This window comes from Levilactobacillus suantsaiihabitans, from assembly GCF_004745505.1.
Classification (GTDB): Bacteria; Bacillota; Bacilli; order Lactobacillales; family Lactobacillaceae; genus Levilactobacillus; species Levilactobacillus suantsaiihabitans.
On the sequence record NZ_RKLX01000001.1, the window covers coordinates 312,227 to 334,805 of the forward strand.

The 22,579-nt window shown below is 52.4% G+C and carries 17 protein-coding genes and 1 pseudogene; 4 read left to right on the plus strand and 14 right to left on the minus strand.

Annotated elements, in window-relative coordinates; all coding sequences use genetic code 11:
* Positions 1–81: 81 nt before the first annotated feature.
* The 3 genes from EGT51_RS01465 to EGT51_RS01475 all read right to left on the minus strand — a co-directional run bounded on the left by EGT51_RS01465 (position 82) and on the right by EGT51_RS01475 (position 3,316).
* Complete coding sequence (locus EGT51_RS01465; protein WP_135367018.1) at positions 82–1,212, minus strand: GGDEF domain-containing protein; 1,131 nt, start codon at positions 1,210–1,212, stop codon at positions 82–84.
* A 646-nt stretch (positions 1,213–1,858) separates the two neighbouring features.
* Positions 1,859–2,527: a GNAT family N-acetyltransferase gene (locus tag EGT51_RS01470; RefSeq protein WP_167850105.1), complete on the minus strand. Its 669-nt coding sequence runs from the start codon at positions 2,525–2,527 to the stop codon at positions 1,859–1,861.
* 534 nt (positions 2,528–3,061) lie between these two features.
* On the minus strand, positions 3,062–3,316 hold the full coding sequence (locus tag EGT51_RS01475) for a winged helix-turn-helix domain-containing protein (RefSeq protein WP_167850106.1): 255 nt from the start codon (positions 3,314–3,316) through the stop codon (positions 3,062–3,064).
* A 261-nt stretch (positions 3,317–3,577) separates the two neighbouring features.
* Between EGT51_RS01475 and EGT51_RS01480 the strand changes: the two genes are divergently transcribed.
* Genes EGT51_RS01480 through EGT51_RS01495 form a run of 4 tightly spaced genes read left to right on the plus strand, consistent with a single transcriptional unit; the run spans position 3,578 to position 7,605 of the window.
* Positions 3,578–4,621, plus strand: coding sequence for an ABC transporter ATP-binding protein (locus EGT51_RS01480; protein WP_135367021.1), 1,044 nt, complete (start codon positions 3,578–3,580; stop codon positions 4,619–4,621).
* A complete protein-coding gene (locus EGT51_RS01485; protein WP_135367022.1) occupies positions 4,614–5,522 on the plus strand; it encodes a carbohydrate ABC transporter permease in 909 nt (302 codons plus the stop codon). Before EGT51_RS01480 ends, EGT51_RS01485 begins: the two co-directional genes overlap by 8 nt.
* The gene (locus tag EGT51_RS01490) at positions 5,522–6,349 is read left to right on the plus strand and encodes a carbohydrate ABC transporter permease (protein ID WP_135367023.1); all 828 of its coding nucleotides are present in this window, start codon (positions 5,522–5,524) and stop codon (positions 6,347–6,349) included. The genes EGT51_RS01485 and EGT51_RS01490 overlap by 1 nt, the downstream gene beginning before the upstream one ends.
* The gene (locus tag EGT51_RS01495) at positions 6,346–7,605 is read left to right on the plus strand and encodes an extracellular solute-binding protein (protein ID WP_167850107.1); all 1,260 of its coding nucleotides are present in this window, start codon (positions 6,346–6,348) and stop codon (positions 7,603–7,605) included. The genes EGT51_RS01490 and EGT51_RS01495 overlap by 4 nt, the downstream gene beginning before the upstream one ends.
* A gap of 87 nt (positions 7,606–7,692) precedes the next feature.
* Here EGT51_RS01495 and EGT51_RS01500 read toward each other — a convergent pair whose 3' ends face one another.
* From EGT51_RS01500 to EGT51_RS01550, 11 genes and pseudogenes are all read right to left on the minus strand, one after another.
* Complete coding sequence (locus tag EGT51_RS01500; protein ID WP_135367025.1) at positions 7,693–8,340, minus strand: hypothetical protein; 648 nt, start codon at positions 8,338–8,340, stop codon at positions 7,693–7,695.
* Between the two features lie 329 nt (positions 8,341–8,669).
* The gene (locus EGT51_RS01505) at positions 8,670–9,617 is read right to left on the minus strand and encodes a helix-turn-helix transcriptional regulator (RefSeq protein ID WP_225428661.1); all 948 of its coding nucleotides are present in this window, start codon (positions 9,615–9,617) and stop codon (positions 8,670–8,672) included.
* A 339-nt stretch (positions 9,618–9,956) separates the two neighbouring features.
* Entirely contained in the window at positions 9,957–12,416 is a 2,460-nt protein-coding gene (locus EGT51_RS01510) for a phosphoketolase family protein (RefSeq protein ID WP_135367026.1), read from the minus strand.
* 610 nt (positions 12,417–13,026) lie between these two features.
* Positions 13,027–14,619: a TIGR03766 family XrtG-associated glycosyltransferase gene (locus EGT51_RS01515; RefSeq protein WP_135367027.1), complete on the minus strand. Its 1,593-nt coding sequence runs from the start codon at positions 14,617–14,619 to the stop codon at positions 13,027–13,029.
* A 73-nt stretch (positions 14,620–14,692) separates the two neighbouring features.
* A pseudogene (locus tag EGT51_RS01520) lies at positions 14,693–15,055 on the minus strand (6-carboxytetrahydropterin synthase); the annotation flags it as partial.
* Positions 15,056–15,057: 2 nt separating this feature from the next.
* Positions 15,058–16,413: a TIGR03111 family XrtG-associated glycosyltransferase gene (locus EGT51_RS01525; protein WP_135367067.1), complete on the minus strand. Its 1,356-nt coding sequence runs from the start codon at positions 16,411–16,413 to the stop codon at positions 15,058–15,060.
* Entirely contained in the window at positions 16,413–17,012 is a 600-nt protein-coding gene (xrtG, locus tag EGT51_RS01530; protein ID WP_135367029.1) for an exosortase family protein XrtG, read from the minus strand. The genes EGT51_RS01525 and xrtG overlap by 1 nt, the downstream gene beginning before the upstream one ends.
* Before the next feature lie 63 nt (positions 17,013–17,075).
* The gene (locus EGT51_RS01535; protein WP_135367030.1) at positions 17,076–18,275 is read right to left on the minus strand and encodes a Firmicu-CTERM sorting domain-containing protein; all 1,200 of its coding nucleotides are present in this window, start codon (positions 18,273–18,275) and stop codon (positions 17,076–17,078) included.
* 435 nt (positions 18,276–18,710) lie between these two features.
* Positions 18,711–18,857, minus strand: coding sequence for an LPXTG cell wall anchor domain-containing protein (locus EGT51_RS13180; RefSeq protein ID WP_135367031.1), 147 nt, complete (start codon positions 18,855–18,857; stop codon positions 18,711–18,713).
* A gap of 75 nt (positions 18,858–18,932) precedes the next feature.
* Positions 18,933–19,940, minus strand: coding sequence for a helix-turn-helix domain-containing protein (locus tag EGT51_RS01545; RefSeq protein WP_135367032.1), 1,008 nt, complete (start codon positions 19,938–19,940; stop codon positions 18,933–18,935).
* Between the two features lie 252 nt (positions 19,941–20,192).
* Positions 20,193–22,433, minus strand: a complete 2,241-nt coding sequence (locus EGT51_RS01550) for a lectin-like domain-containing protein (RefSeq protein ID WP_167850109.1) — start codon at positions 22,431–22,433, stop codon at positions 20,193–20,195.
* Positions 22,434–22,579: the final 146 nt, after the last annotated feature.

Sequence of the window (22,579 nt, forward strand, 5' to 3'; positions counted from 1 at the left end):
CTGAGGAATGTTTTCTTGTTTTTTTCACGTAATTGTTTAATAGCACTCAAAAACCATTTGACCGGAGGCGGCCAGCCCAGCCTACCCCGCCGTGATCTGCATCCGGCCGTTGCGTTTCGACTGGTACAGATTGTGGTCGACGCGGTTGTAGAAGTCCAACGGCGACTGGTCCTTGTCGATGATTTCGGACACACCCACGGAGATGGAAACGTGGATCACGGTCTTAGCCGTGTGAATGTTCATGTGATTGACCGCTTGAAAAGCTTGGTTGACGATGCGCTGCGTAGCTTCCAGGTCGTAGCCAGGGAACAACACGTTGAATTCCTCGCCCCCCGTGCGGTACAGCCGCAAGCGCGGATCGTTTTCTGCCAGGACCGTCTGGACCGTGGTGGCCACCTGCTGTAGCACCTCGTCACCCACGGCATGGCCATAGGTGTCGTTGAAGTGCTTGAAATGGTCGATGTCAAACATCATCATCGCCATCGGCCGGTTAGAAGTCTGGCTTTCCTTGAACAGGTAGCTGACGGATTCCGTGTAGGCAGCAAAGTTGCGCGTCTGGGTCAACGCGTCGTGACTGGCAAATTTCGCCAGCCGCAATTTCAGCTCCGTGTCGTGCATCAACATGGAGACGTACACGTATAGCAACGCTTCGAAAATCACCAGGTAGAGCCATTCTTGCCAGAAGGTCATCCAGGAGAAGTCGAATTTCAACTTCATCCACAGCCATAACAATCCCCCGAACGGAATACCAACGGCCATATACATCAACGCGGCGTACCGCTTGCTATAAAATCTATTGCGCACCTGATTTAACACGATGAAGAACGTCATCAACGTCAGCGCGTGCCCCCACGATTGCCAGTAGACCAGCGACCCGTTGAAGACCATGTAGACCAGTAGAATCGGAAACAGCGAGTAGACCGGCATGTGAATTTTTAAGAAATACGCACAGAAAATGACCGCAATCAGTTGGAAATTCATGAACTGCCAGGAAATGTGCGTGCCCACGACCAACGTCTGAATGCTAAAGGCAAAGACGACCATGTACAAAATACCATACCAAGTGTTGATGGTTTCCTCCGCAATCCTCAGGCGATGCGTCCGTGCCCATGACGCAATCCAATTGTACGAAACCCAATAGAGTGTGAAGACCCCGAGGACAAAGAACACGCTGGTAACAAACGGCGGTACCTGCCAATGAGACCAAGTCATAAATTAACCCTCTTCTTTTAAAGTTTACGGGAATAGCCAGGCACCGGATACCGGCCCTGGTTCAAGTCAACGATAGCGTTCGGTCGCAATTGACCGAAACGGTTTACCTTGCCGCAAAAAATGTATTTGCGACAATCAATTTGACCCCAATTCATTACATGTGTCTCATCATAGACCGCCTAACCCTTAAAAACCATATCCAGATGTGGCAAAGTGCTGAATTGTGTGAACAATTCTGTTTACGTTTATAAGTTGATGGTTAACTAATAATCCATTGGTTGGATTGGTTGCGGGTAAACTCGATGGAGGCTGAACACCCGTCACACCTTAGTTTGTTAGCTACTTAATGATCAACAATTTTGCCAGGCCAGACCGTCTTTTCTCCATCTCGATAACCATCCCCCTCCCACAGATGTCGCTATCCTGAGAGTCACAGCTTATTGGCAGAAAGTTGTCGGCTATCCATGGACGGCTGTCTTAATTTCGTTTAAGCTCAGCGGTAATCGCACACAGTCTGCACGGCTTATTACTTCGCGCGTGATTGTCATCACCGACATCAACCACCGGCTTCATTTAGACGAAAAAAGACTGGCCACAGCCAGTCTCTCGCGACGCCCCCGAACTCAAGCGGATTCGGAAGTGTCAATCAGTCTACCAATAAATGATGCGCGGTGTCCGTCGCCAAATCATGCACGTGCCCCGTGTACAGATACCCGGACAGTCGGCGCTGTTGATGCGCTGTTTGCCAGTCGATCTGTTCATGGGTGCTTTCGCGAAAACCATGCTGGCGGTAAAACCGGTCCGTACCCGCCACCGCGGTGAACAAGTAAACCTTGTCCACGGGTGCCGCATCCCAGTACGTGGCCACCGTGTGCATGAGCTCGCGGCCGATCCCCAGATTTTGATATTCCGGGTCGACCATCAACAGCACGATTTCCCCCAAGAACTCACGCCGTTGCAGGTTTGCCAGCAAGCGTTCATCAATCTCGCTACGCTCATTGAGTTGCTTCAACAGTTGCCAGCCCCCTGGCCGCACGGCTAAAGCCGCCTTGGCCACCAACAACTGCCATACATCATAGGAACGTTCCTTCTTTTGGTACTTGGTATCCGCCAAGATGGCCCCCACCACCTGGTGATCCCAAACCGCGACCCGCACGTAATTCTGCTGGGTCATGCAGCGGCGAAAGTAAACCTGGGCAGCCAGATTGTTGCGCTGGTCATCTGTCCGGTCAAATCGCCACAGGCGGCCGACAATATTTGCCAATGCCGGCACATCTTCGTACCGCATGGCCCTGATGTCAAATTTGTTAATCAATGAGGCTGCCTCCTTATCTGCGGACGGGTTCCCCAACCCGTCACTGCCAATTTGCCCTTCTAACATTGCTTACTTTCATTTTACTCCGATAACCTGAAAACTTCTATTCTGCTTACTCCCCGACCCCTCAGTTAATCAAGTTGTTTCCTGATCAACTGTCCTTATTTTACCGAGTGACGCCGATGGCTGCTAGCTAAATTAAAAGAAGTTTGTCTGAGAAATTCTCAGAGTTTACCATAAACTGTTTCATTTTACAGCGGAATTGTGTAAACCAGTTGCCAGCGACTGCCAGGGGGGCCGCCTGCTATGGGGGACAGACCGGTGTTACTGATTTCCGTCACCCAGGCTGACGCAGGCTTCTGGTTTCCGCAATTTGAATGGACAAGACACCACCTCTCCGGCAATCAACGCGTTAAGTCTACTTTCAGCCTTCAGAAAACAGCTAAAAATAGACCCGTCACGGCGTTTTAAGCCGAACAGGTCCGTTTAGTTGTGTCCAATCGTTTTGAGCCGTTAACCGCTATTCAGGCCCCTTTAACGTGGCGCTGTCGTCGTTGGCAGCTTGCGGGGCCAGGTGACCTCGAAGATGCTGCCTTGTGGCTGGTCGTCGCGGGTCAGGACCTCGCCCGGGTGTTGCATGAACGTGACAAGCAGGTCGAATTCGCGTTGCGTCAAGGCGGCTTCCCCACTGGCACACGGAATCACGGTGTAGTCTTCAAACCCCAACTCGGCGCTCAACAGCGTGCGCAGGCCTTCCTCGTCTTCGACTAACAAAATCGTTACTTTCAAAATGCCACTCCCCTAAACTTAGTGGCCTTAGTTTAGCACGGTTGGCCGACCTAGCCGCAGCGGGAAAAAATTCTTAACGAAAGGTTGGCAATTTGACCGGCGACCACCCACCAAAGAAAAGGTCACTCCCCAACCATCTGCCAGAAAAATTATTGATACCACCGGCTGTCGGAATAGGCTATAATTAAGGAACAATAGCTACTTTTAACGACGTATAATGTCGTTAAGCGTGCGTTTTTAAGTAAAGGAGGAACTGGCTTCATGCAGGTCACGCTTCACGAGATTACATTGGCATATGACCGTCAGCCCGCACTGCTCGACCACTTCAGCTGTACGTTGCCCGATGGCAAGTTGGTGGCGCTCTTGGGCCCCAGCGGTAGTGGGAAATCGACGATCTTAAACTTACTGGCGGGGCTACTCACCCCGCAAGCCGGGCAGATTTTCTTTGACCAAACCGACGTCACCACCTATGACAGTCGCCAACGCAACATCGGCATGGTCTTTCAAGACTATGCGCTGTATCCGCATCTAACCGTTCGCGATAACATTGCCTTTCCTTTAAAAATGGCCCGCTTCAAAAAGGCTGCGCGCTATCAACGCGTCGCCGAGCTGGCTGACCTGGTCCAATTGACCGACCAACTGGGAAAATTTCCCCAAGAGCTTTCCGGCGGCCAGCAGCAACGCGTCGCCATTGCCCGGGCGCTGGCAAAACACCCGGCACTCCTCTTACTGGATGAACCCTTATCTAGTCTCGACACCGCCCTGCGCGAAGAGCTCCGCACGGTCATCCACCACATTCAACGACAGACCGGTGTGACGACCTTGCTCGTGACTCATGACCAAGAAGACGCGCTACAAATTGCCGATGAAATCATGGTGTTGGCCCACGGGCGTTTGCAACAAATTGGCACGGGACAAGCCCTCTACCAATCGCCACACAATCTGACCGTGGCCCAGTTCATCGGCCGACCACAGATCAATCTCTGTGCGGTTACCAACTTGCCAGCAACGCTGCGCACACTATTGCCAGCCGCACAATTGGCCCAAGCCACGACCCTGGGTATCCGGAGCGAAGCCGTGCACGTGGCGACGACCCCGTCACCGCTGACCGCAGCGCTCACCGCGCAAGTCCGGCTGGGCCGCGATACGCAATCTCATTTACATACCAGCTACGGCGACTTCATCAGTACTGCCATCGCGCCAACCACAGCAACCGCTGTGCCGCTCACGATCGACCGGCAAGGCTGCCTGCTGTTCGACGCCCAGGGCGCTTGTCTGTGGTCGGGAGGTGACGACCTTGCTTAACACCAAACCGACTTTAAAATCCACCCGCAAGGCCCTGCTGTATCTGGCACCGCTACTCATCATCACACTGGTGTTTACCGTGTGGCCGCTAATTCACGCCCTCCTCATGAGTAGCTACGTGCGCTACAACTATTTCACCAATCACGTTGGCGCAATCGGCTGGGCCAACTTCGCTTACCTCTGGCACGACCCCCTCTTTCATCTGGCGCTGCGTAACACCCTCTGCCTGGTCTTCGTGGCAATGCCCGTGACCGTGGCTTTGGCCTTGGTGATTGCGCTGGGACTCAACCGTATCCCCCGACTGGCCCGCTTCTTTCAGACCATCTATTTCCTTCCCTTCGTTACCGCCACGATTGCCACGGGACTGGTTTGGAACTGGATCTTTCGCCTGGACGGCGGCCTGTTAAATGCCAGCCTGCAGCACTTGGGCATTTCCCCCATCGACTGGCTCAACGACCCGCACGTCGCTTTACTGGCCCTCATTGTGGTCTGCGTCTGGCAGGGGCTCGGCTTCAACGTCGTCTTGTTTCTCGCCGGACTCAACCGGATCGATGCTAAATACATGCGCGTGGCGCAACTCGATGGCGCCAACGCTTGGCAGCGGTTCACCAACGTGACCTGGCCACTCCTGTTGCCGATGACGGTCCTGATCGTCATCAACACGGCCGTCACCAACTTTAAAGTCTTCGACCAGGCCTTCGCGCTATTTCACGGTGCCGCGGGTCCCGGCAATTCCGCCTTAACGCTGATGTTTTATCTGTATCAAAAATTTTATGTCGATAACCAATTCACGGTGGCGGCGGCTAGCGGTGTGGTCCTGTTCTGCTTGGTCGGCTTACTGACCTTGCTGACTTACGGCTACTTTCGCTGGCAACGTCGCCGGTTAGGGGGGCGGTCCTAATGCGGGTGTTGACAACTTTCCTGTGGTACCTCCTACTCATCTGTGGCGCCATTTTGATGCTGCTGCCGTTTGCCTGGATGATTCTGACTAGCCTGCAACCGGCGACGACCACCTTGACGATGCCGACCAACTGGCTGCCGCGAACCTTGCAGTGGGTCAATTATCAGCACGTCTGGCAACTGGCGCCGTTTACCCGGTACTGGCTCAACTCGCTGCTGGTCACGACGACTACTACGCTGGGACAACTCTTCAGTAGTCTGCTGGCCGCTTTTGCCTTCACTCACCTGCAGTTCTACGGTCGTCGCTTTCTATTCGGCCTGCTCGTCGCCTTGATGTTGGTTCCCGGTGAACTGCTGCTGATTCCCAACTTCGTGACGATTGCGCAACTTCACTGGGTCAACACCTACGCCGCGCTGATCATCCCCTGGCTAGCCAGCGTCTTCATGGTGGTCACGCTCCACCAGGCCTTTCAATCACAGCCCCGGTCGCTCTACTATGCGGCTCACATCGACGGCGCCAGCGATTGGCAATACCTCTGGCACATTCTGGTGCCAACCAACCGGCCCATCATCACGGCCGTGGCGGTCCTCCAAGTGATTGCCTCGTGGAACGCCTTCATGTGGCCCCTAATCATGACCAACAGCGAGCAATTCCGCACGCTACCGGTCGGCTTGATGGCCTTTACCAGTGAACAAGGGACCAACTACCCGCTCTTAATGGCGGCCTCGGTCTGTGTCATTTTACCGCTACTGATTCTTTACGTATGCTTGCAAAAATATCTGATGCTGGGAATCACGCAATCCCGGTGGAAAGGATCAACCCAATGAAAAAATTTTCACGCTATCTCCTACTCATGGCCACGCTCAGCCTCTTAGGCGTGCTCGGTGCCTGTGGTCGCCAAACGGCAACACCCACGCCGGCCAAACGGACTACGGTGACCTTCTGGCACGGTATGACTGGCACCAGCCAGCAGACGCTCAACGCCATGATTCGCGATTTCAACCATTCGCAAACCCAATATCGCGTGGTCGCCAGCGGTCAGGGCAACTTCGCCAACGTCCAGCAAAAAATCACGGCCGCAGCCAAATCACAGACGCTGCCAACGTTAGCCCAGACGACTTATACCAACGTCCCTGATTATTTACACGGCAAATTTATCGTCCCGCTCAACGGCTATATTTCTAAACGCACGCTCAATCGCATCGATCCCACGTTGCGCCAGGTCAGCCAGTATCAGGGGAAAACTTACGCCATGCCTTTTTCCAAGTCGATTGGTCTGCTCTTCTATAACCAAGACCTCTTGCGACAGCTTCACCTGACCGTCCCACGGACCTGGCACGACCTGGTACGTGACGCGGCGAAGGCCCACGCCCACGGCTACACCGGACTCGCCCTCGACCAAACCTTCCGGCCGCAATGGAGTGCCTTGGCCTGTCAAGCTGGCACGCCGCTGGTCGCCAAGCACCCGCGGCTATCGAGCCCCCAGATGTTGGCCGCGACCGACGTGATCTACCAAATGATCAAGCACCAAACGGCCGCCACGGCAGGAACGGATGGCTTCGGTAACGTCCGTTTTCTCAAGGGCAAGACGCTCTTTTACACGGGAACTTCCGCGGCCATTGGCATCATGCAGACCAACACACCCAAGGGGCTTCACTGGTCGGCCGCCAAGATGCCTAGCTTCCGCGGCAATCCGCGGGTCTACGCCGTACAAGGCAACGAACTGGTCATGTTCAACTCGGCTTCTCCGGCCCAACGCCGCGGGGCTGCAGCGCTGATGAAATTCCTGCTGGCCGAAAAACAGACGCTCAAATGGGCCAAGGCCACAGGCTACCTACCATTGACCACCAAGGCTTTGCGGAGCCAAGATTACCGCAACTACCTGGCCAAGAATCCCGCCGCCCAGGCCACCGTCAAGTCCCTGCCATACGGCAAGCCAGACACCGCCTTCTACGGGTATAGTGAAACGCAAAACGCCGCTACTCAAGTCGCCGACGAGCTGGCAACGCTCCAAACGACTCCCAAACAGGGATTGGCCCAGCTGCAGCGAAAGTTGACGGCTCTGCAAACGGATGGTGAATAAGTTTATCTATAAAAGGCGGACTAGCACACCGATAAGTCCTATCGACGTGTTAGTCCGCCTTTGTCATACAACTAGTGAAAACGATTATCAATGAACAACTTTATTGAAGAAGCCATAAGCTGTGTACGACGTAATCTTAATACCCTTAAATGGTTTGAACTTGATTTGATCAACTTTCTTTTTCATTGCTTGACGTAAGTACTTTTTCACAGTGGGATTCATCTTGCGATACCCTTTTTGATTGTTTAAGGCGTCCTTGCGGGTCGTAATGTTGATACCAAAGGGATTGGTGGCAACAACATTCTTTTGTTGCTTGGCCTTCTTCGCTCTGGTATAAATAGTCAGCTGATTGGCGTGTTCTTGCTCATCATAACGGATCAATACAGCGCGGCCACCGATTTTAGTCCGCCGAATCGTGTTGATCCCGATGCTGGTGACCAAATACATAGTGTGCTTGGGTTTGCTCAAGGTGTATGGCATGAAGTACCGCTCGCTACTGGCAGTCGCATTAGTATCATGTTTCTTCCGGTAAGTCGATGGCCCGAACTTCTTGGCTGTCACCTTAAACTTGTGGCCTTTGTTGTACCAAGTTCCCCGAAAGGTCTTCGGCAGTTTCGTCACCTTGTGGGTCTTGACCGCCGCTTGAGCGGATGTGGGCGTGGTGAGCGTGCCACTAGCCAACAGGCCACATCCCACCGCCACTAACAGTGCACTAACAAATTTAACCATTTTCATATGTATGCATCCTCCTTAGTTGACCCGGTTAAATGACCAGGTGCTACCTTGATTATACAAAATGGGGGTGCCACAATTTGTCACTAGCGCGCTGTCCGCTAAAAATAGGCAAAATAAAAAGAGAGTGGGGCAAAAGGCGATTAGCTGGCGAGCATTAAGGCTGCTAACCGAATAATCCCGGGCTTGGATTGTTTGGTTAGCAGTTTTAAGCGGAACCGGCTGCCTTTTAGCGCACGTTTCGGCTAGGTAAAGGTGACGCGAACGGGCCTGGGAGGTTTCGTCCCAGGCCCTCGAAGCTATCCAATTGCGTATGGCCCGCTACCGTTGCGTTAATCATCATACTGATCTCGCGCCGCCGCCAGCGCATCGCGCACCCGGCGGACCAGCGACACCGGTGACAACACGCGCAGACCGGCACCCTGACTCAGCAACCACAGCATGGCCCCGTCCGTTTTGACGTAGGCCTCGATGACGCAGCTGCCATCGGCGTTTTGCTTGATGATCCGTGACCCCGGAAAATGGTACAGCGCCGTTTGCGGATAATTGCGGTACAGGAAACGAATCTGCGTGAGTTCGCCGGTGTCCAGCAAATACGTGTAGTTGCGGTGCTCCTGTAACGAAAAACGTTTGGCATAGTCCAGCTTTTCACCGGGTAATTGTGCCAAAATCTCCACGATGCGGTCGAGCCGATATAACCAGTAGCCGCCGTGTTCTTCGCTCAACATGGCCACGTAAAAGTAGTACGTTTCAAAAAATATCGCCACCGGCTGGGCGTGATGAACTTGGGGCTGTTGGTCGTCGCCACTACTGCCGCGATACGTGAAGACTAGCCGCTGCATCTGGGCGATACTTTCCGTCATGTCCTTTAGGCGCTTCAACAGGGGCTTGGCGCGTGATAGTGGAACGTAACTGCCGCGCGATAACGTCAGCTGTTGGCGGACGGCTTCTTGCATTTGCGGCGAAAGGCTGTCCACCAAAAAGTTCAACGTGCCGTTCAACTCGTCTTGGTCCAGGGCCCGCGAACCGATGAGAATGTTGCTGGTGGTCAGGGCCATTTCAAAGTCGGTCTCCTCGCTTTGCCGCGCCAACCGGTACGTCCCCTGCTCTTCCAGCAGATTGCCGGCCACGTATTCCGATAAGGCACTGCGAATATAAGCAAAATCCCGCTGACAAGTCCGCCGACTGACTCCGTATTTGGCTTCTAAATCGCTTTGCCTCAAGGTTTCGCCGGACATTAACCGCACCATTAATTCCGCTATCCGCTGATTACTTTGCACCACTCTCACCTCGCTCGTTCTGTCACAATGTTACTAGTTCAGCCCTAATTTAACCAAGACTATATCCACCATTATGGAGCGTTACTCTGTAAAAGTAAACCGCCTGTTGGATTTTTTTCGCGGCCGAACGTGAAAAAGAGTGGGTGTGGTCCCACTCCGCGTCTAACGTTTTTCAAACTAAGTGGTGACGACGCCTATCAAATGTCGCTAGCTCCCCATAAACCGGCTACCACCCCATCACCAGCAACCCCTCCCCCAAACAAAAAGGACCAACCCCCAACGGAGTTGATCCTCTTCTGCGCATGACGCGCGAAATGTTAAGTTAATTGAATCGAAGAATTACTTCTTCAGTGGAGTCCATGCCCACTTCGTGAATTCTTCAATATCATGACCTTCGTCACGGGTAACCTTGAAGTGCTTAGCTAAGATGTCATCCATCTTCTTGTCGAAGGCCTTAGCGGCAGCTTCGTCAATAACGCCCTTAGCAGCTAAGGTGTTCGCAGCATCCTTGGCTTGGTGGAACCGGTCAAGTTCGGAGTATACACGCATGTCGTAAGCAGTCGTGATATCACCGTCTTCACGGTAACCGTGAACGTGTAAGCCTAAGTGTTGACGTTCGTAGAAGAAGGATTCGATCAAGTCTTCGTAACCGTGGAAACCAAAGACAACAGGAGTCCCGGATTCGCCGAAGAGTGAAGTGAATTCAGCATCGCTCAAAGCACGGTCGTCGTTTAAAGGCCCGTTCTTCTTTTGCAGACGTTCTAATTCAACCACGTTGACGTAACGCATCTTAACAGCTGGGAAAGCATCGTTGATCAAGTCAACAGCAGCCAACGTTTCGATGGTTGGTTCAACACCAGCAGAAGCAAAGACGATATCAGCATCTTCGCCTTCAGCAACAGTAGAAGCCCAGTCGATCGTCTTCAAACCGGTCGTAGCCAGTTCTTCAGCTTCGTCGATTGAGAACCATTGTTGACGAGGTTGCTTGGAAGCAACGATGTGGTTAACCTTTTGACGGTCCTTGAAGGCCCGGTCAAAGACAGCCAATAACGTGTTCCCATCGGCTGGCAGGTATTGGCGGATGAAGTTAGACTTCTTTTCAGCCAAGTGGGTCAGCATACCTGGATCTTGGTGAGTGTAACCGTTGTGGTCTTGTTGGAACACAGTGGAAGTCGAAACCAAGTTCAGGGATGGGTAATCGTTACGCCATGGTTCTGCGGCAGCCTGACGGATCCACTTGAAGTGTTGCGTCGTCATGGAGTCAACAACCCGCAAGAATGATTCGTAAGACGTGAACACACCGGTACGACCAGTTAAGGTGTAACCTTCAAGCCAACCTTCAGCTTGGTGTTCTGATAATTGGGCATCCAAGATACGACCTTCAGGAGCTTCGTATTGGTCATTTGGTTCCTTGACCTTACTCATCCATTGACGGTTGGTAATCTTGAACATTTCCCAAAGACGGTTAGACATCGTTTCATCAGGGCCGAATACACGGAATGATGATGGGTTCTTCGTCGCAACGCCAGCGAAGAAGGTTGACAGAACGTTCATGTCCATGTTCTTGTTGCCATCTGGCAATTGCGTCCCACGGTTGTTTTCGTTGATGTCGTTAGCGAAGTCTTTCCAGTTAGGTAAGTCGAGCATGTCGGCCTTGGCACCGCGAGCACGGCCACCGTTAGCAACTGGGTTAGCAGCCATCCGCTTGTCGCCCTTAGGCGCAAAGTCAGCGACTTCTGCCTTCAATGAACCATCCGTGTTGAATAATTCGGCTGGCTTGTATGAGTTCATCCAAGCTTCGAATTCTGGTAATTCATCAAAGTTGTTTTGGCTCAAGCCAAGCGGAACTTGGTGAGCACGGAAGGAGCCTTCGATTGGTTCGCCGGCTGGGTTCTTTTGAGGACCGCCCCAACCCTTAGGCAAACGTGCGATAACAACTGGCCAAGCTGGGATAGTCCCATCTTCGTACTTGCCGTTTTCGCGGGCATCCTTTTGGATTTGTTGGATATCAGCGATGGCTTGGTCAAATAATTGCGCAGCCTTTTCGTGATAAGTCATGTAATCGTGGATATCGTCGTTTTCAAGGAAACGTGGTGACCAGCCTAAGCCTTCGAAGAACTTAGAAATCTTGTCATCGCTCATCCGTGAGAACAGCGTTGGGTTAGAAATCTTGAAGCCGTTTAAGTCAAGGATTGGTAAAACAGCACCGTCGTTCTTAGGGTTCAAGAACTTGATGGAGTTCCAAGCAGTCATGGCTGGGCCAGTTTCAACTTCCCCATCACCGACAACAGTGAAGGCGATTTGGTCTGGGTTGTCTAAGACAGCACCAGTTGCGTGGGAAAGGGAGTAACCAAGTTCCCCACCTTCGTGGAGTGAACCAGGCGTTTGGGCAGTCATGTGAGAACCGATACCACCAGGGAAGGAGAAGCGCTTGTATAAGCGAGACATCCCTTCAAGGTCTTGGGTGATTTCTGGATATGCATCCGTGTAAGTCCCATCCAAGTAAGAGTTCGTTACCATAACTTGGCCACCGTGACCGGGACCACCGATATAGAACATGTTCAAGCCGTACTTGTTGATCAAACGGTTGGCGTGGGCGTACAGGAACGTTTGTCCTGAGATCGTACCCCAGTGCCCGATAGGCTTCACCTTAACGTCATCTTTTTGGATTGGTGTGTTCGTTACTGAGAACAATGGGTTGCTCTTCAGGAAGATCATACCACCGGAAAGGTACGTCGTGGCACGCCACCAAGCGTCAACTTTTTCCAAGTAAGACTTGGAATCGTAATCTACTGCCATGAATTCTTACACTCCTTCGTTAGGTAACTTGCTTTGCAACAATTAACGTCAATCAGCCGTAGCTAATTTGTATTCTTTAATCATACTAAACTTTTTCGAAAAGTCAACCTTTTTTATAATTGGTTCGTCCCAATTATAAAATTAATTGGTTTTCAAATGGCGCCAGTTGGAAAAATTGCGCGGTAATTTCAGATCTTCGTGGCAGGCACATCCTTCCTTATGGTTGTCCTGACAAGTTTTCTTAAATTAACCCATTTCCGTTCATAGTATAGCAAACTTCCGAACCAACACGGTCGAGTTTGCTCAGCAATCGCCATTTTTCGTCAAAATCCCGATGAAAACTGACTGCAACGGTGGCTTGAGTATAGCAGAGGCCCTAGCTAGGTGCTCGTGATTGGTCAGGCTGGCGGTGAGCTTACGGTTTTCTTTAGGATTTCTGTCTGTCAATGAGACGGTGTCGCCTACCACCACGATCCGCACTGGCCGCCTATCGCGCCTAGTGACAAAGCATCATGACAAAAAAAGCCTGGGAAAATCTCCCAGGTTCATTCGCTTCCCTTTTACACAGCTGAAACGTGCGCCAAAAACCAGGCGCTCATTCTCTTAATTGCTACGAATTCCGCTCCAACTCATCCGCCGCAATAGCCGCGTCGAGTCGGCGTTCGTACCCGCCGGCTAGGCGCTTGATATTGATGACGACCCGTTCATAAGAAAGGCTCGCTAACAGTAAGAGGCACGGCAGGTACTGGATGATGTACCGACTCCGGCCCCCTTCAAATAGGAGTAAGAAAATGAAGCCGCCGACCAACGACAGTCGTAACATCTGAATGATTTCGCGGCGCGGGCCAAAGCTCAGGCCAATCGTCCCCAGCAAACAGATCCACCAGAGTTGCGCCGCAAACCGGAAGTCAGCGATGTGGCGGCCATAAAGGTAAATATAATTTTTAAGTTTATTCGAGATTCCTTTATTGCTGGGCTTCTGATTTTCGCGGAAGAAATTCCCTTCCTTGAGCCAACCAAAGGTCCCATCGGCCGTGTTGTTGCGTTGCTTCTTAACTAAAAATTCAAGGTAACCGAGCGGCCCCAGTTTCTGCAACCGGGTTTTCAACATCTTAATGGAGTAATCCGTCTTTTGTTTCTTCGTTGGCAGGACTGCCATCATAATCGCTTGCTTTTCACTGTACCCGCCTTGACCGTAGACCCCCATGGCCATGAAGTGGATGGCGGGAATCGATCGGGATTTATCCAACTGAATGTACGTCTGATTTTGCACCCGGTTGTCCACGTACCGGTACGTTTCAAACCCACTTCGGCCAATGAAGAGGAGCATCGCAAAGGCAATGAAGAGGGCTTCCAGCGATAGGCGCTTATAAGTCACGAGCAAATGCAAGCCCTCAATAATGGCAATCGCAATCACCGGAATGATTGAAGAAGGCTTCATGAAATAAGTGAGCATCACGCTGATGCCAAAGCCGTTAGCCGCCGCTGCCCGAAGCAACGGATGGATCGTCGACCGGCGCATGACGAAATAACAGAATAAATAAAAGGATACCAGCGGCAGTCCCCACGCATCGGTATACGGCATAATAATGCTGGGAAAGACTGCTAACCAGGCCGCGTGAAAATACATAGCCGTGCCCAATGCTCGCCGTTGGACCAGCCACACACTGGCCAGATTCAGGAGCGCTGACAGGTCCACGAAGACTAACGTGACGTAATCAAAGAACATCCACGACGTCTGCCCCGTTAGCGTGACCAACCAATGCATGAACAGCATGATGGGCATGTTGTTTTGGTTCAAACTGTAATACGACGTGACCCCGACTTCCTGGACGTGCGTCACGTTGACGGCCGCATAGTGGAGCATCCCGGCATCAAAGCCACTGACGGGATGGACAAAATAAATGAAGATAATCTGCCCGACTAAGACGAGTACCAACAAGATAGTGCCGGTACGAATCTGCTCCGTAATCAGGACCTGAACCAACCACGCATGAATCCGCGGGTAGGCATAGTTCATGACCAAAATCGCCACGATGCCAATCACCAATCCCGTCGTCAGCAGCGTGGTACTGGTGCCAAACGTGGCATTGTCACCCAAAATAATATTTGGCGACGTCAGCGCGAAAAACAGCGTCAGGAAAAACAGAATCCGCCAGAAGAAATTGATGACGCTTTGGCTGAAGTTGTAGAACCTACGCATGGTCGTCCGCCTGGGGTTTCGCGTCACCTTGAGCCTGTTGGGCGAGGACTTCCTCTTGGGTCGGGAACTGCCGCTCCGTGACGTCGATGCAATACGACCGGGTCGGCGAATCACTGACCTCGATGCGCAGGAGCACCGCGTTATTTTGCCGCAGGATGCCGTCAATTTGATTGAAGAGGTATTCCGTGACGTTTTCCACGGTGGGGTTGATCACCTTGAATTCTGGCAGGTCATTCAAGTATTTTCCGGACAAGGCATCGATGGCCTTATTCAACGACTTTTCAATATCAAAGAAGGAAACCATCCCCTCGAACACGTGCAGTTCACACACGATTTCCCAGGTATGATTGTGCTTCTTGCCGGTCCCTGACTTCCAGCGGACCGCGTGGCTGGCATTGACGTATGATTTAATCTTGTAAGTGCGTTGTTTTTGCATCCTCATTTTCCTTTCCGGTCCCGGCGCCGTTGTTCTTGAATCGTTTCCACGTCGTCGCGTAACACCGCCGTGATGCGGTGAAATTCCTCGCCGACACCTCGCATGTGCCAGGTGGCCTGGGTGGTCATGGCGTTGATGATGCCGATCAGACGAATCCACGAATTGACAAACATATACAGTGGCAACAGTAGGGTCACCCACCACAGATGAGAATAAAACCGCTGCTCATCCGGGTACTTGCGCAGAATCACGCAGACACTGGCGAAGTTCACGATGGCCACGAATACGTAGAGCACGTAGATCAGGGCATACGACAGGATCAAGATCAACGGCGCATACCCGAAGGCCACCAGGACAAAGCTGGCAAACGTCCAGATCATCCGCGGAAACGTAAAGGTGTGGTCGATGATCATCCGCCGCACCAAGAAGTTCTTGAAGAACCGCTTCAAACTCGCGGTCTGCGACATATAGCTTTCGGTGACCTCCAACTCCCCGCGTTGCCAGCGTTGTCGCTGGGTGTAGAGCTCGGAAAAGCCCGAGATCGGCTCGACGTAGAAAATGGCGTCGGCACAGATGACGACCTTCTTGCCCAGCCGGGTGCGAATCTGAAAGGTCATGTCGGTGTCCTCGCCAATCGTGTCAATGTCGTAGAGAAAGGTCTCCATCAAGACCTCGCGACGAAAGGCGGAAAAGGCCCCCGACATGGTAAATAGCTGGTCCTTAGACGACTCAATCGTCCGCCCCGACAGGAAGGCTTGCGCGTATTCGTAGTACTCATTTTTGGCCAGCATCTTGTGCCAGAATCCCTTGACGTTTTCGACCATTTCTCGCTTGGGTAAAATGGCGCCCGTCATGGCGGCGATGCTGCTGTCATTTTCAAAACGTAGGACCATGTTCTTGACGGCATTCTTCTCTAACAGGCCGTCACTGTCAATGTTGATGACGTAGATGCCGATACTTTCATAAATGGCGGTATTGAGCGCCCGCGCCTTCCCCTTGTCTGTGTTGACGTAGCGCAAGATCAGCTCGGGAAAGGTGTTTTGCGCCCGAGCGTAGGCGCCAAAGCTATTGTCAGTACTTTGATTGTTAGCCAGGACCACTTGCATGGCGCTCTTGGGGTAGGTCTGATTGTTGATCGAACGGATGCACTCGAATAAGGTATCCTCCGAATTGTACACCGGCACGATGATGGTGACCCACGGCCATTTGCCCGGCGGCGTCAACTTCGGCTCATGCAGGTGAATCCGCATCAGCTTGATGGTCGAGACGATGGCTGGAATAATTTCCACCACGATGGGAATCAACGCCCAGGTGATCCAGAACCCCATGCGGGTCAATGCTAAATTAATCCAGTACATCAAAGTTTATCTTGCCTCCAATCGATGAACTCCCGATAAATACCGTGCGCCAACTGTGAATAGGTAAAGACGTTGTAGTACAAGGCAATCACCAAAACATAAAAGACTAGCCGACCGACGATTGAGTGGGCAATGAAAAAGGTCTGCCCACCCCCGAAGTGCACGATGATAATCACCAGACACAAGCGAATCACGTTGATGGCGTAGATGTAAACCAAGCCAAACAGCGCGTAGAAGACCTTTTCCTTGCGTTGATACATCGGAAAGAAGACCACCAGCGCCACGAACGCGCAGGTCTCAATGATGCCCGAACACTCGTAATCGATCGACATGATGACCGGATTGGCGCCGTTGGTGATGTAGACCAGCCCGGTGTTGTACATGATGGTACACCACCCCGTCAGGTCGTGAAATAACGCGACACCATGGATGACGGCGTGGGTGAAGAACCAGACCCAGTACGGCCGACTGATGGCTGACAGGATAAAGAAGAGTCCGGCACTCCCCACAATAAAGAAGTAGGCAGACAGCCGAGCTCGTTTCAATACCGATAGCGCGTACAACCACACCACCGTCCCAATCAGGATACTTATTTTCATTCGCACCAGTCCTATTAATTAACTTACCGAACGTTACGGGGCCAATGGTTGACCATTACTGAGTTATTTGCCCGCTGTTTTATGCTCGCGACGCTTCAGCTTACCGGACTTGCGTAACCGCCAGTAACCCAGACCAGCAATGCCCAGGCCAATCCCCGAGATGACGTAGGGGCCGGTGGACCCACCGGCGACGGTGACCTTTTCATTTCCAATGTTGGGGTTGTACATCGTGATGGTCTGACCAGTCATGCTCGATAGATTGAGCTTACTGAGGTCGACTTCAAATTCCGCGATACTATGACCATCTTCCGAGGAAACATATCCATCCCCGACAGTGCCATACTGATGACCTTCATTGTAATCCCCACCAGTTAAGTTAACCTTCTGTGGGTGGTCTGCACTGGCGCCCCCGTTAATTTCGTCAGTCCAGATATAGATCTTCTTGCCATTAAAATCAAAATTATAATCGCCGTAACCCGGGACTGTCCCATACTTCATCTTGACGTAAAAGTAAACTTTATCACCATCGCTGACCATCGCGGTATACCCGTTATACCCTTCAGTTAAGGTGACCCCTTTCCAGTCCGCAAACTTACCATCAATCGTGATATTCAGGTTATCGTTATCATTGCTGGCGTTGGTATCAGTGGTGGTTGTCGCCTTAGAACTACTGTCGGCCTTGCCATTGATGACACCGGAAGTAGCATTGGCATCGTCACTAGCGGACATATCGTCTACAGTGGTCTTCGCTGCATCGCTCCCAATATTGGAATTGGTCATAGTGACCTGATCTCCGTTGTCTGAGTTCTTTAGCCCAAACTTACTGAGATCGATTCGAAACTCACCCAGATTATTGTTGCCATCATTCGATGCATAGCCAGCGCCAATCGTTCCATATTGCGTACCATCATAATTAGAACCACCAGTCACCGTGAATGACTTGATAACTCCCTTATTCTGTGATCCGATATCTGCAAACCAGGCATGATAAGTTTTCCCGCCTATCTTAAAAATGTAATCACCGTGTCCCGGAACCTGGCCGTTCTTCATTTTCACATACACATCAATATACTTACCATTACTCTTCAGAGCCGTGTACCCGCTATACCCCTCGGTAAGACTGGTCCCGTCCCAATCCGAAAACTTCCCATCAATCGTGATGTTATCGCTCGCGTGGGCCGTCACCGGTGTCGCGCTCACGGTCGCTGCGCCAGCTAGTCCTAACGCAACTACACCTGTCATCATTAACTTCCACAACTTCATGAGGTCAAATCCTCCCTCCAAGAAGGCAAAACAGCCTGTTATCTAAACCGGCTGCTACCTGTGCAACTATCAAATGTTTCATCTACCGCTATACTATGCCATCATTGTCCATTAAGCAAGCTAACATTTTCATACAATATATAGTTTCTAATCGTTCGGTAACCCCTGGCTTAATGGCTGAGGCACACCCCACTCAGTCGTCATCATGACGGCCCTTAACCACCTCCATTGTACTAGGTTTTGTCGCCGGTAGCGAACTTTTCACGTCACTTTTTGTCGGGAAGAAAGCCCGTGAAAATTTCCCACAAATTTTAAGCTTACGATAAGCTTTCCTATTAAAGATTCAAATTGGTCATTTTCCGCTAAGACTAAAAACGGCCAAACCACGTTAATGGTCTGACCGTTTTGCCGTCTATTCTACTGATTCACTGTCATTTAGTGTCGGCGCCACCAACGCAGGCCACCCCCGCCTAAGACTAGGAGGCAGACCGCGCCCAACCACTGGGCCCAACTGGTCGCCCGTTCACCAGTCTGTGGCAACTGTGTAGTCGTGCTGGTCGGCGTTTCGGTGCTAAAAACCACGGCTCCTCGTTTGGACTAAGCACTGATTGGCAGCATCTGTACTTGACCATTGGCCACGTTTCTCAAGCCACGCGGTTATTCATCGAGCGAAGCCCAGTCAGACTGTTCAGGACTGACGAGCTTATCGGCTAACTCATAGGAAATCCGCTGGCTCACTTGCATTGACAGCTGGCTGGCTTCGGTTTGTGCCAGTTCAAGGATCTGGTGATTACTCAGCTTGGCAAAGTACCGCGCTGTCTCCTGTAAGGCCGTCTGTTCACTCGCGGTAAACACCGTTAGCTCAGGATTTTTCTGGGCTACCAGATGCGTTTGAATTCCCCCATCAATCGAGACTTCCCGCGCTTTCAGTTGGCCGGTTGCCACAATCACCCCGTACAGTAGGCCGTAATTATCGGGAACCGGACCAGCTGCCGACCGCACGTAAGCGACACCGCTGACGGCCACCGTGTTTCGCCAAAAGTGCGTAAAATCCGTGTAGAACAGCAGTTGATTGAGGATTGCGGGAGTCAGTCGCGGCAATTGTTTGGCGAAGAAAAGCACCATGTTCGTGAATTTTTCCTGATCAAACGCCACGTAGCCGGCATCAGCCGTGTAAGCGACTGACTTGAACAATAACGCCACCCCGGACGTCAGGAGCTGCCGCGCATCGACCGTTGCGTGGTCTGCTAAATGCTGCTGTAAAGCTAGTCGACCGCTTTTCGACAGTGGTCGACTCGTGTGAGCCAGTAATTCATTGGCCAGCAGCGGATTATTTTCTAACGCCAGCAAGCGACTATTATTGGCCAACGACGGCAACGCCCCAGTTTCATAGGTAGCGACGGTCGTCGGGCTCCAGCTCAATAACGCCGCAAAGTCACGTTGACTGAGGCCCAGGCGTTGACGAAGCTGCTTAATCCGTTTAACTGTGATCATCTGATTGTCGCGCCGATAAATGTCAAGCGCTTGATTGATGGCAGCGTCATCCAGCTTTTCATCAAAGACCTGTTGCTGTGTATCTGAATCAAACTTAGCTGGTGCTGTGACTTTAATCTGTTCCCCCCGGACCCGGTAGGTCTCTTCAACTTCTCGAATTTCAAAAGTCATTGGGCTCACTCCTTTCAATTAAATAACGAACGGTGAAACGTGGCGTGCCCGTTTAAACTACCTTAAGAAAATCCGTGCTGCCTGCGACCGCATGTCCCCCATCATCTATTGATAGATGAATCATAGCATTGCTACAAAATTGTAGCAAAACATTCGATTCCAATTGATTCACCCATTAAAAAAATGTGATTGAGACCCCTTAAAGGTCCCAACCACATTGAAGTTTCGTCTATTCTACTGATTCACTGTCATTTAGTGTCGGCGCCACCAACGCAGACCACCTCCGCCTAAGACCAGGAGGCAGATTGCGCCCAACCACTGGGCCCAACTGGTCGCCTGTTCACCAGTCTGCGGCAACTGTGTATCCGTGCTGGTCGGCGTTTCGGTGCTAAAGGGGCCGGAAACTACGGCGCCCCGCAGCGGGGTGTGGTGGTCCGTCGTCTGAAAAGGACTCGGTCGGTCACCCAACGGTCGTTCCGGCGTCGTCACCGATTCTGCTGGTGTGTCTGGTTGATCGGGCGTCGTTGGCGTCTCGGGCTGACTTGGGTCCGTGGGCGTCACTGGTTGGTCGGGGTCGACTGGTTGATCCGGATTTGTCGGCTTCTCGGGATTCGTCGGCTTATCCGGGTCGACTGGTCGTTCGGGATCCACCGGTTTGTCCGGGTCGACCGGCCGCTCGGGATCCACCGGTTTGTCTGGGTCCGTCGGTTTCTCGGGATCCGTTGCCGTCGGCCGATAAACGACCGTGAACACCAAATCCGCATTGTCCGACCACACCTGCTGGGCACTCACCGCCGTCAGACTGCCATCCGGCGCATCGTTGGCCACCACAGTGTAATTAGGCACCGTCGGGTGGGAGCGGGCCGCAAATTGGCTGGCTGCGCCCGGGGTCCATTTGGTCGTCGCCGTATCGACGGGTTCACCGGTCGACGTGACTGTCGGCTGGGCCGCATCGCCAGTCGTGTAGTAAATTCGCTGGTCCCCAGTCGTTGGGTCGGTAATGGTCACAAAGGTAATCGGCTGCGCCTGATAAGTGGACGCCACCGGCTGACCCTGCTCATCGACGTAATGAATCGTTTCGTGGACCACGTGTCGGCTGACCTGATAATCCGGTGCGTAAACGTAAACGACGGTCCCGTTGTCCCCTGGCTGCGTCAGCTCGCCCGTCGCGGGGAGACTCGCCTGTCCCGTGACGGTGCCCGTATCCAGCTGTACGAACTGGTAGTGGGGAATCGTCAGTTGCGTCGTGGCATAAGTCGCCCCCACCGTGGGCCCGTCCGGATAGGTGACCGCCGCCTGGCCAATTTGCTGGCCCTGGAGATCCACGTATTTGACATTCACCGTCGCCGCCTGCTGATAATCAAACCGGGTGAGTTTGAACTGCTGCAGATTCTTGGCGCCACCGGTCGAGGCGCTGACAATCATCGCTAGCGCCTCGTCCGTTGTCGGCACGGTCTTGCGCCAGACTAGTGGCGTACCATCGGCCTGCGTATAGCGAATCGTCAACTCCCGACTGTCCCCATCATAATCGACGCTGAAATCATGGAATTTGCCATCCAAATCGGCAGCGTCCAAGGCTTGGACGGTAGATTGATCCGTTTCTGCCCACCACCGGTCGTGAAACTGACGACTTTCCGTTTGGACCAGGCGCTTATTAGTCGTCACAAAGGCGCCAAACTGCGGCGTGTCCGGGTCGGCCGACCATCCAAACCCATTGGAATCACTCGCAGCGATCTGTGCCCCCGGCAGATCAGCCGTTGGTCGGGCGGCGTCATTGTGCCAAGTATCCAGCTTAAATCCTAAGGCGTCGACCAAGCCACCAATGCCCAGGTTGCCCCCGGCATTGCCGACATCGCTCACGTTACCGTTATGAAAGGCGAACCCGATCCCGTCTGCGCCGCCTTGCTGAGACGTCTTATCTCCCAAATTCACCTGGCCTTCTAGCGAAAAGCTGGTGTTCATGTCAATCTTACTCTTCAGCGAAAAATTACCGACCTGATCATTTTTATCCGGCGTCAACGTCACGATACCAGTCTGCTGGTCGTAGGTCGCATCACCGTTCAGCGCAAAATAATCCGTGAAATTCTGGGCATCCACGTGTGACTGACCGACTTTCTGGACGGCTTTGGTCACGGTTGGCACCACATTCTTGCGGACCGTCACGTCGGTGGGGACTTGGGTCGCGGCCTGTTGCGCCACCGTCGCGGGTTGCACGGGTGTTTTTGCTGCTTCCTCAGTCGGTGCCGGAGACTCTGCCACCACCTGGTCCTCCGGCGTCTTGGCTGGCTCATCGGTAGCTTGGGGCGTGGCCGGCGCTTCAGTGGTGGTCGGGGCGTCCGCCACCGGAGACTCGTGTTTTACGGACATAGCCGTAACCTGGTCCGTCGTCGCTTGAGGCCCAACTGCCCCCTCAGCCTGAACTACCTGTAGGCTGATTCCCAACAGGACAACTCCCGAAAACAACCATAGCTGTCGATAATTTCGTCTCTGCATCACTGTTTTTACCCCCATAACTTCAATCCACTCAACTAATCGGTATTGAGTATAACGGGAGAAGGCCGGGCCAAACGCGAATTTGTATTTAATTTTTTCAAGTCACCCCCAAAAATACAAGTACTGCATATTCTGGCGTTAACCCC

Coding starts and splice junctions, on each gene's coding strand:
- xrtG (WP_135367029.1), bottom strand. CDS start 17,012: ATGAAAATAAGTATCCTGATTGGGACGGTGGTGTGGTTGTACGCGCTA.
- EGT51_RS01480 (WP_135367021.1), top strand. CDS start 3,578: ATGCAGGTCACGCTTCACGAGATTACATTGGCATATGACCGTCAGCCC.
- EGT51_RS01500 (WP_135367025.1), bottom strand. CDS start 8,340: ATGAAAATGGTTAAATTTGTTAGTGCACTGTTAGTGGCGGTGGGATGT.
- EGT51_RS01495 (WP_167850107.1), top strand. CDS start 6,346: ATGAAAAAATTTTCACGCTATCTCCTACTCATGGCCACGCTCAGCCTC.
- EGT51_RS01515 (WP_135367027.1), bottom strand. CDS start 14,619: ATGCGTAGGTTCTACAACTTCAGCCAAAGCGTCATCAATTTCTTCTGG.
- EGT51_RS01550 (WP_167850109.1), bottom strand. CDS start 22,433: ATGCAGAGACGAAATTATCGACAGCTATGGTTGTTTTCGGGAGTTGTC.
- EGT51_RS01465 (WP_135367018.1), bottom strand. CDS start 1,212: ATGACTTGGTCTCATTGGCAGGTACCGCCGTTTGTTACCAGCGTGTTC.
- EGT51_RS01525 (WP_135367067.1), bottom strand. CDS start 16,413: ATGTACTGGATTAATTTAGCATTGACCCGCATGGGGTTCTGGATCACC.
- EGT51_RS01510 (WP_135367026.1), bottom strand. CDS start 12,416: ATGGCAGTAGATTACGATTCCAAGTCTTACTTGGAAAAAGTTGACGCT.
- EGT51_RS01490 (WP_135367023.1), top strand. CDS start 5,522: ATGCGGGTGTTGACAACTTTCCTGTGGTACCTCCTACTCATCTGTGGC.
- EGT51_RS01545 (WP_135367032.1), bottom strand. CDS start 19,940: ATGACTTTTGAAATTCGAGAAGTTGAAGAGACCTACCGGGTCCGGGGG.
- EGT51_RS01535 (WP_135367030.1), bottom strand. CDS start 18,275: ATGAAGTTGTGGAAGTTAATGATGACAGGTGTAGTTGCGTTAGGACTA.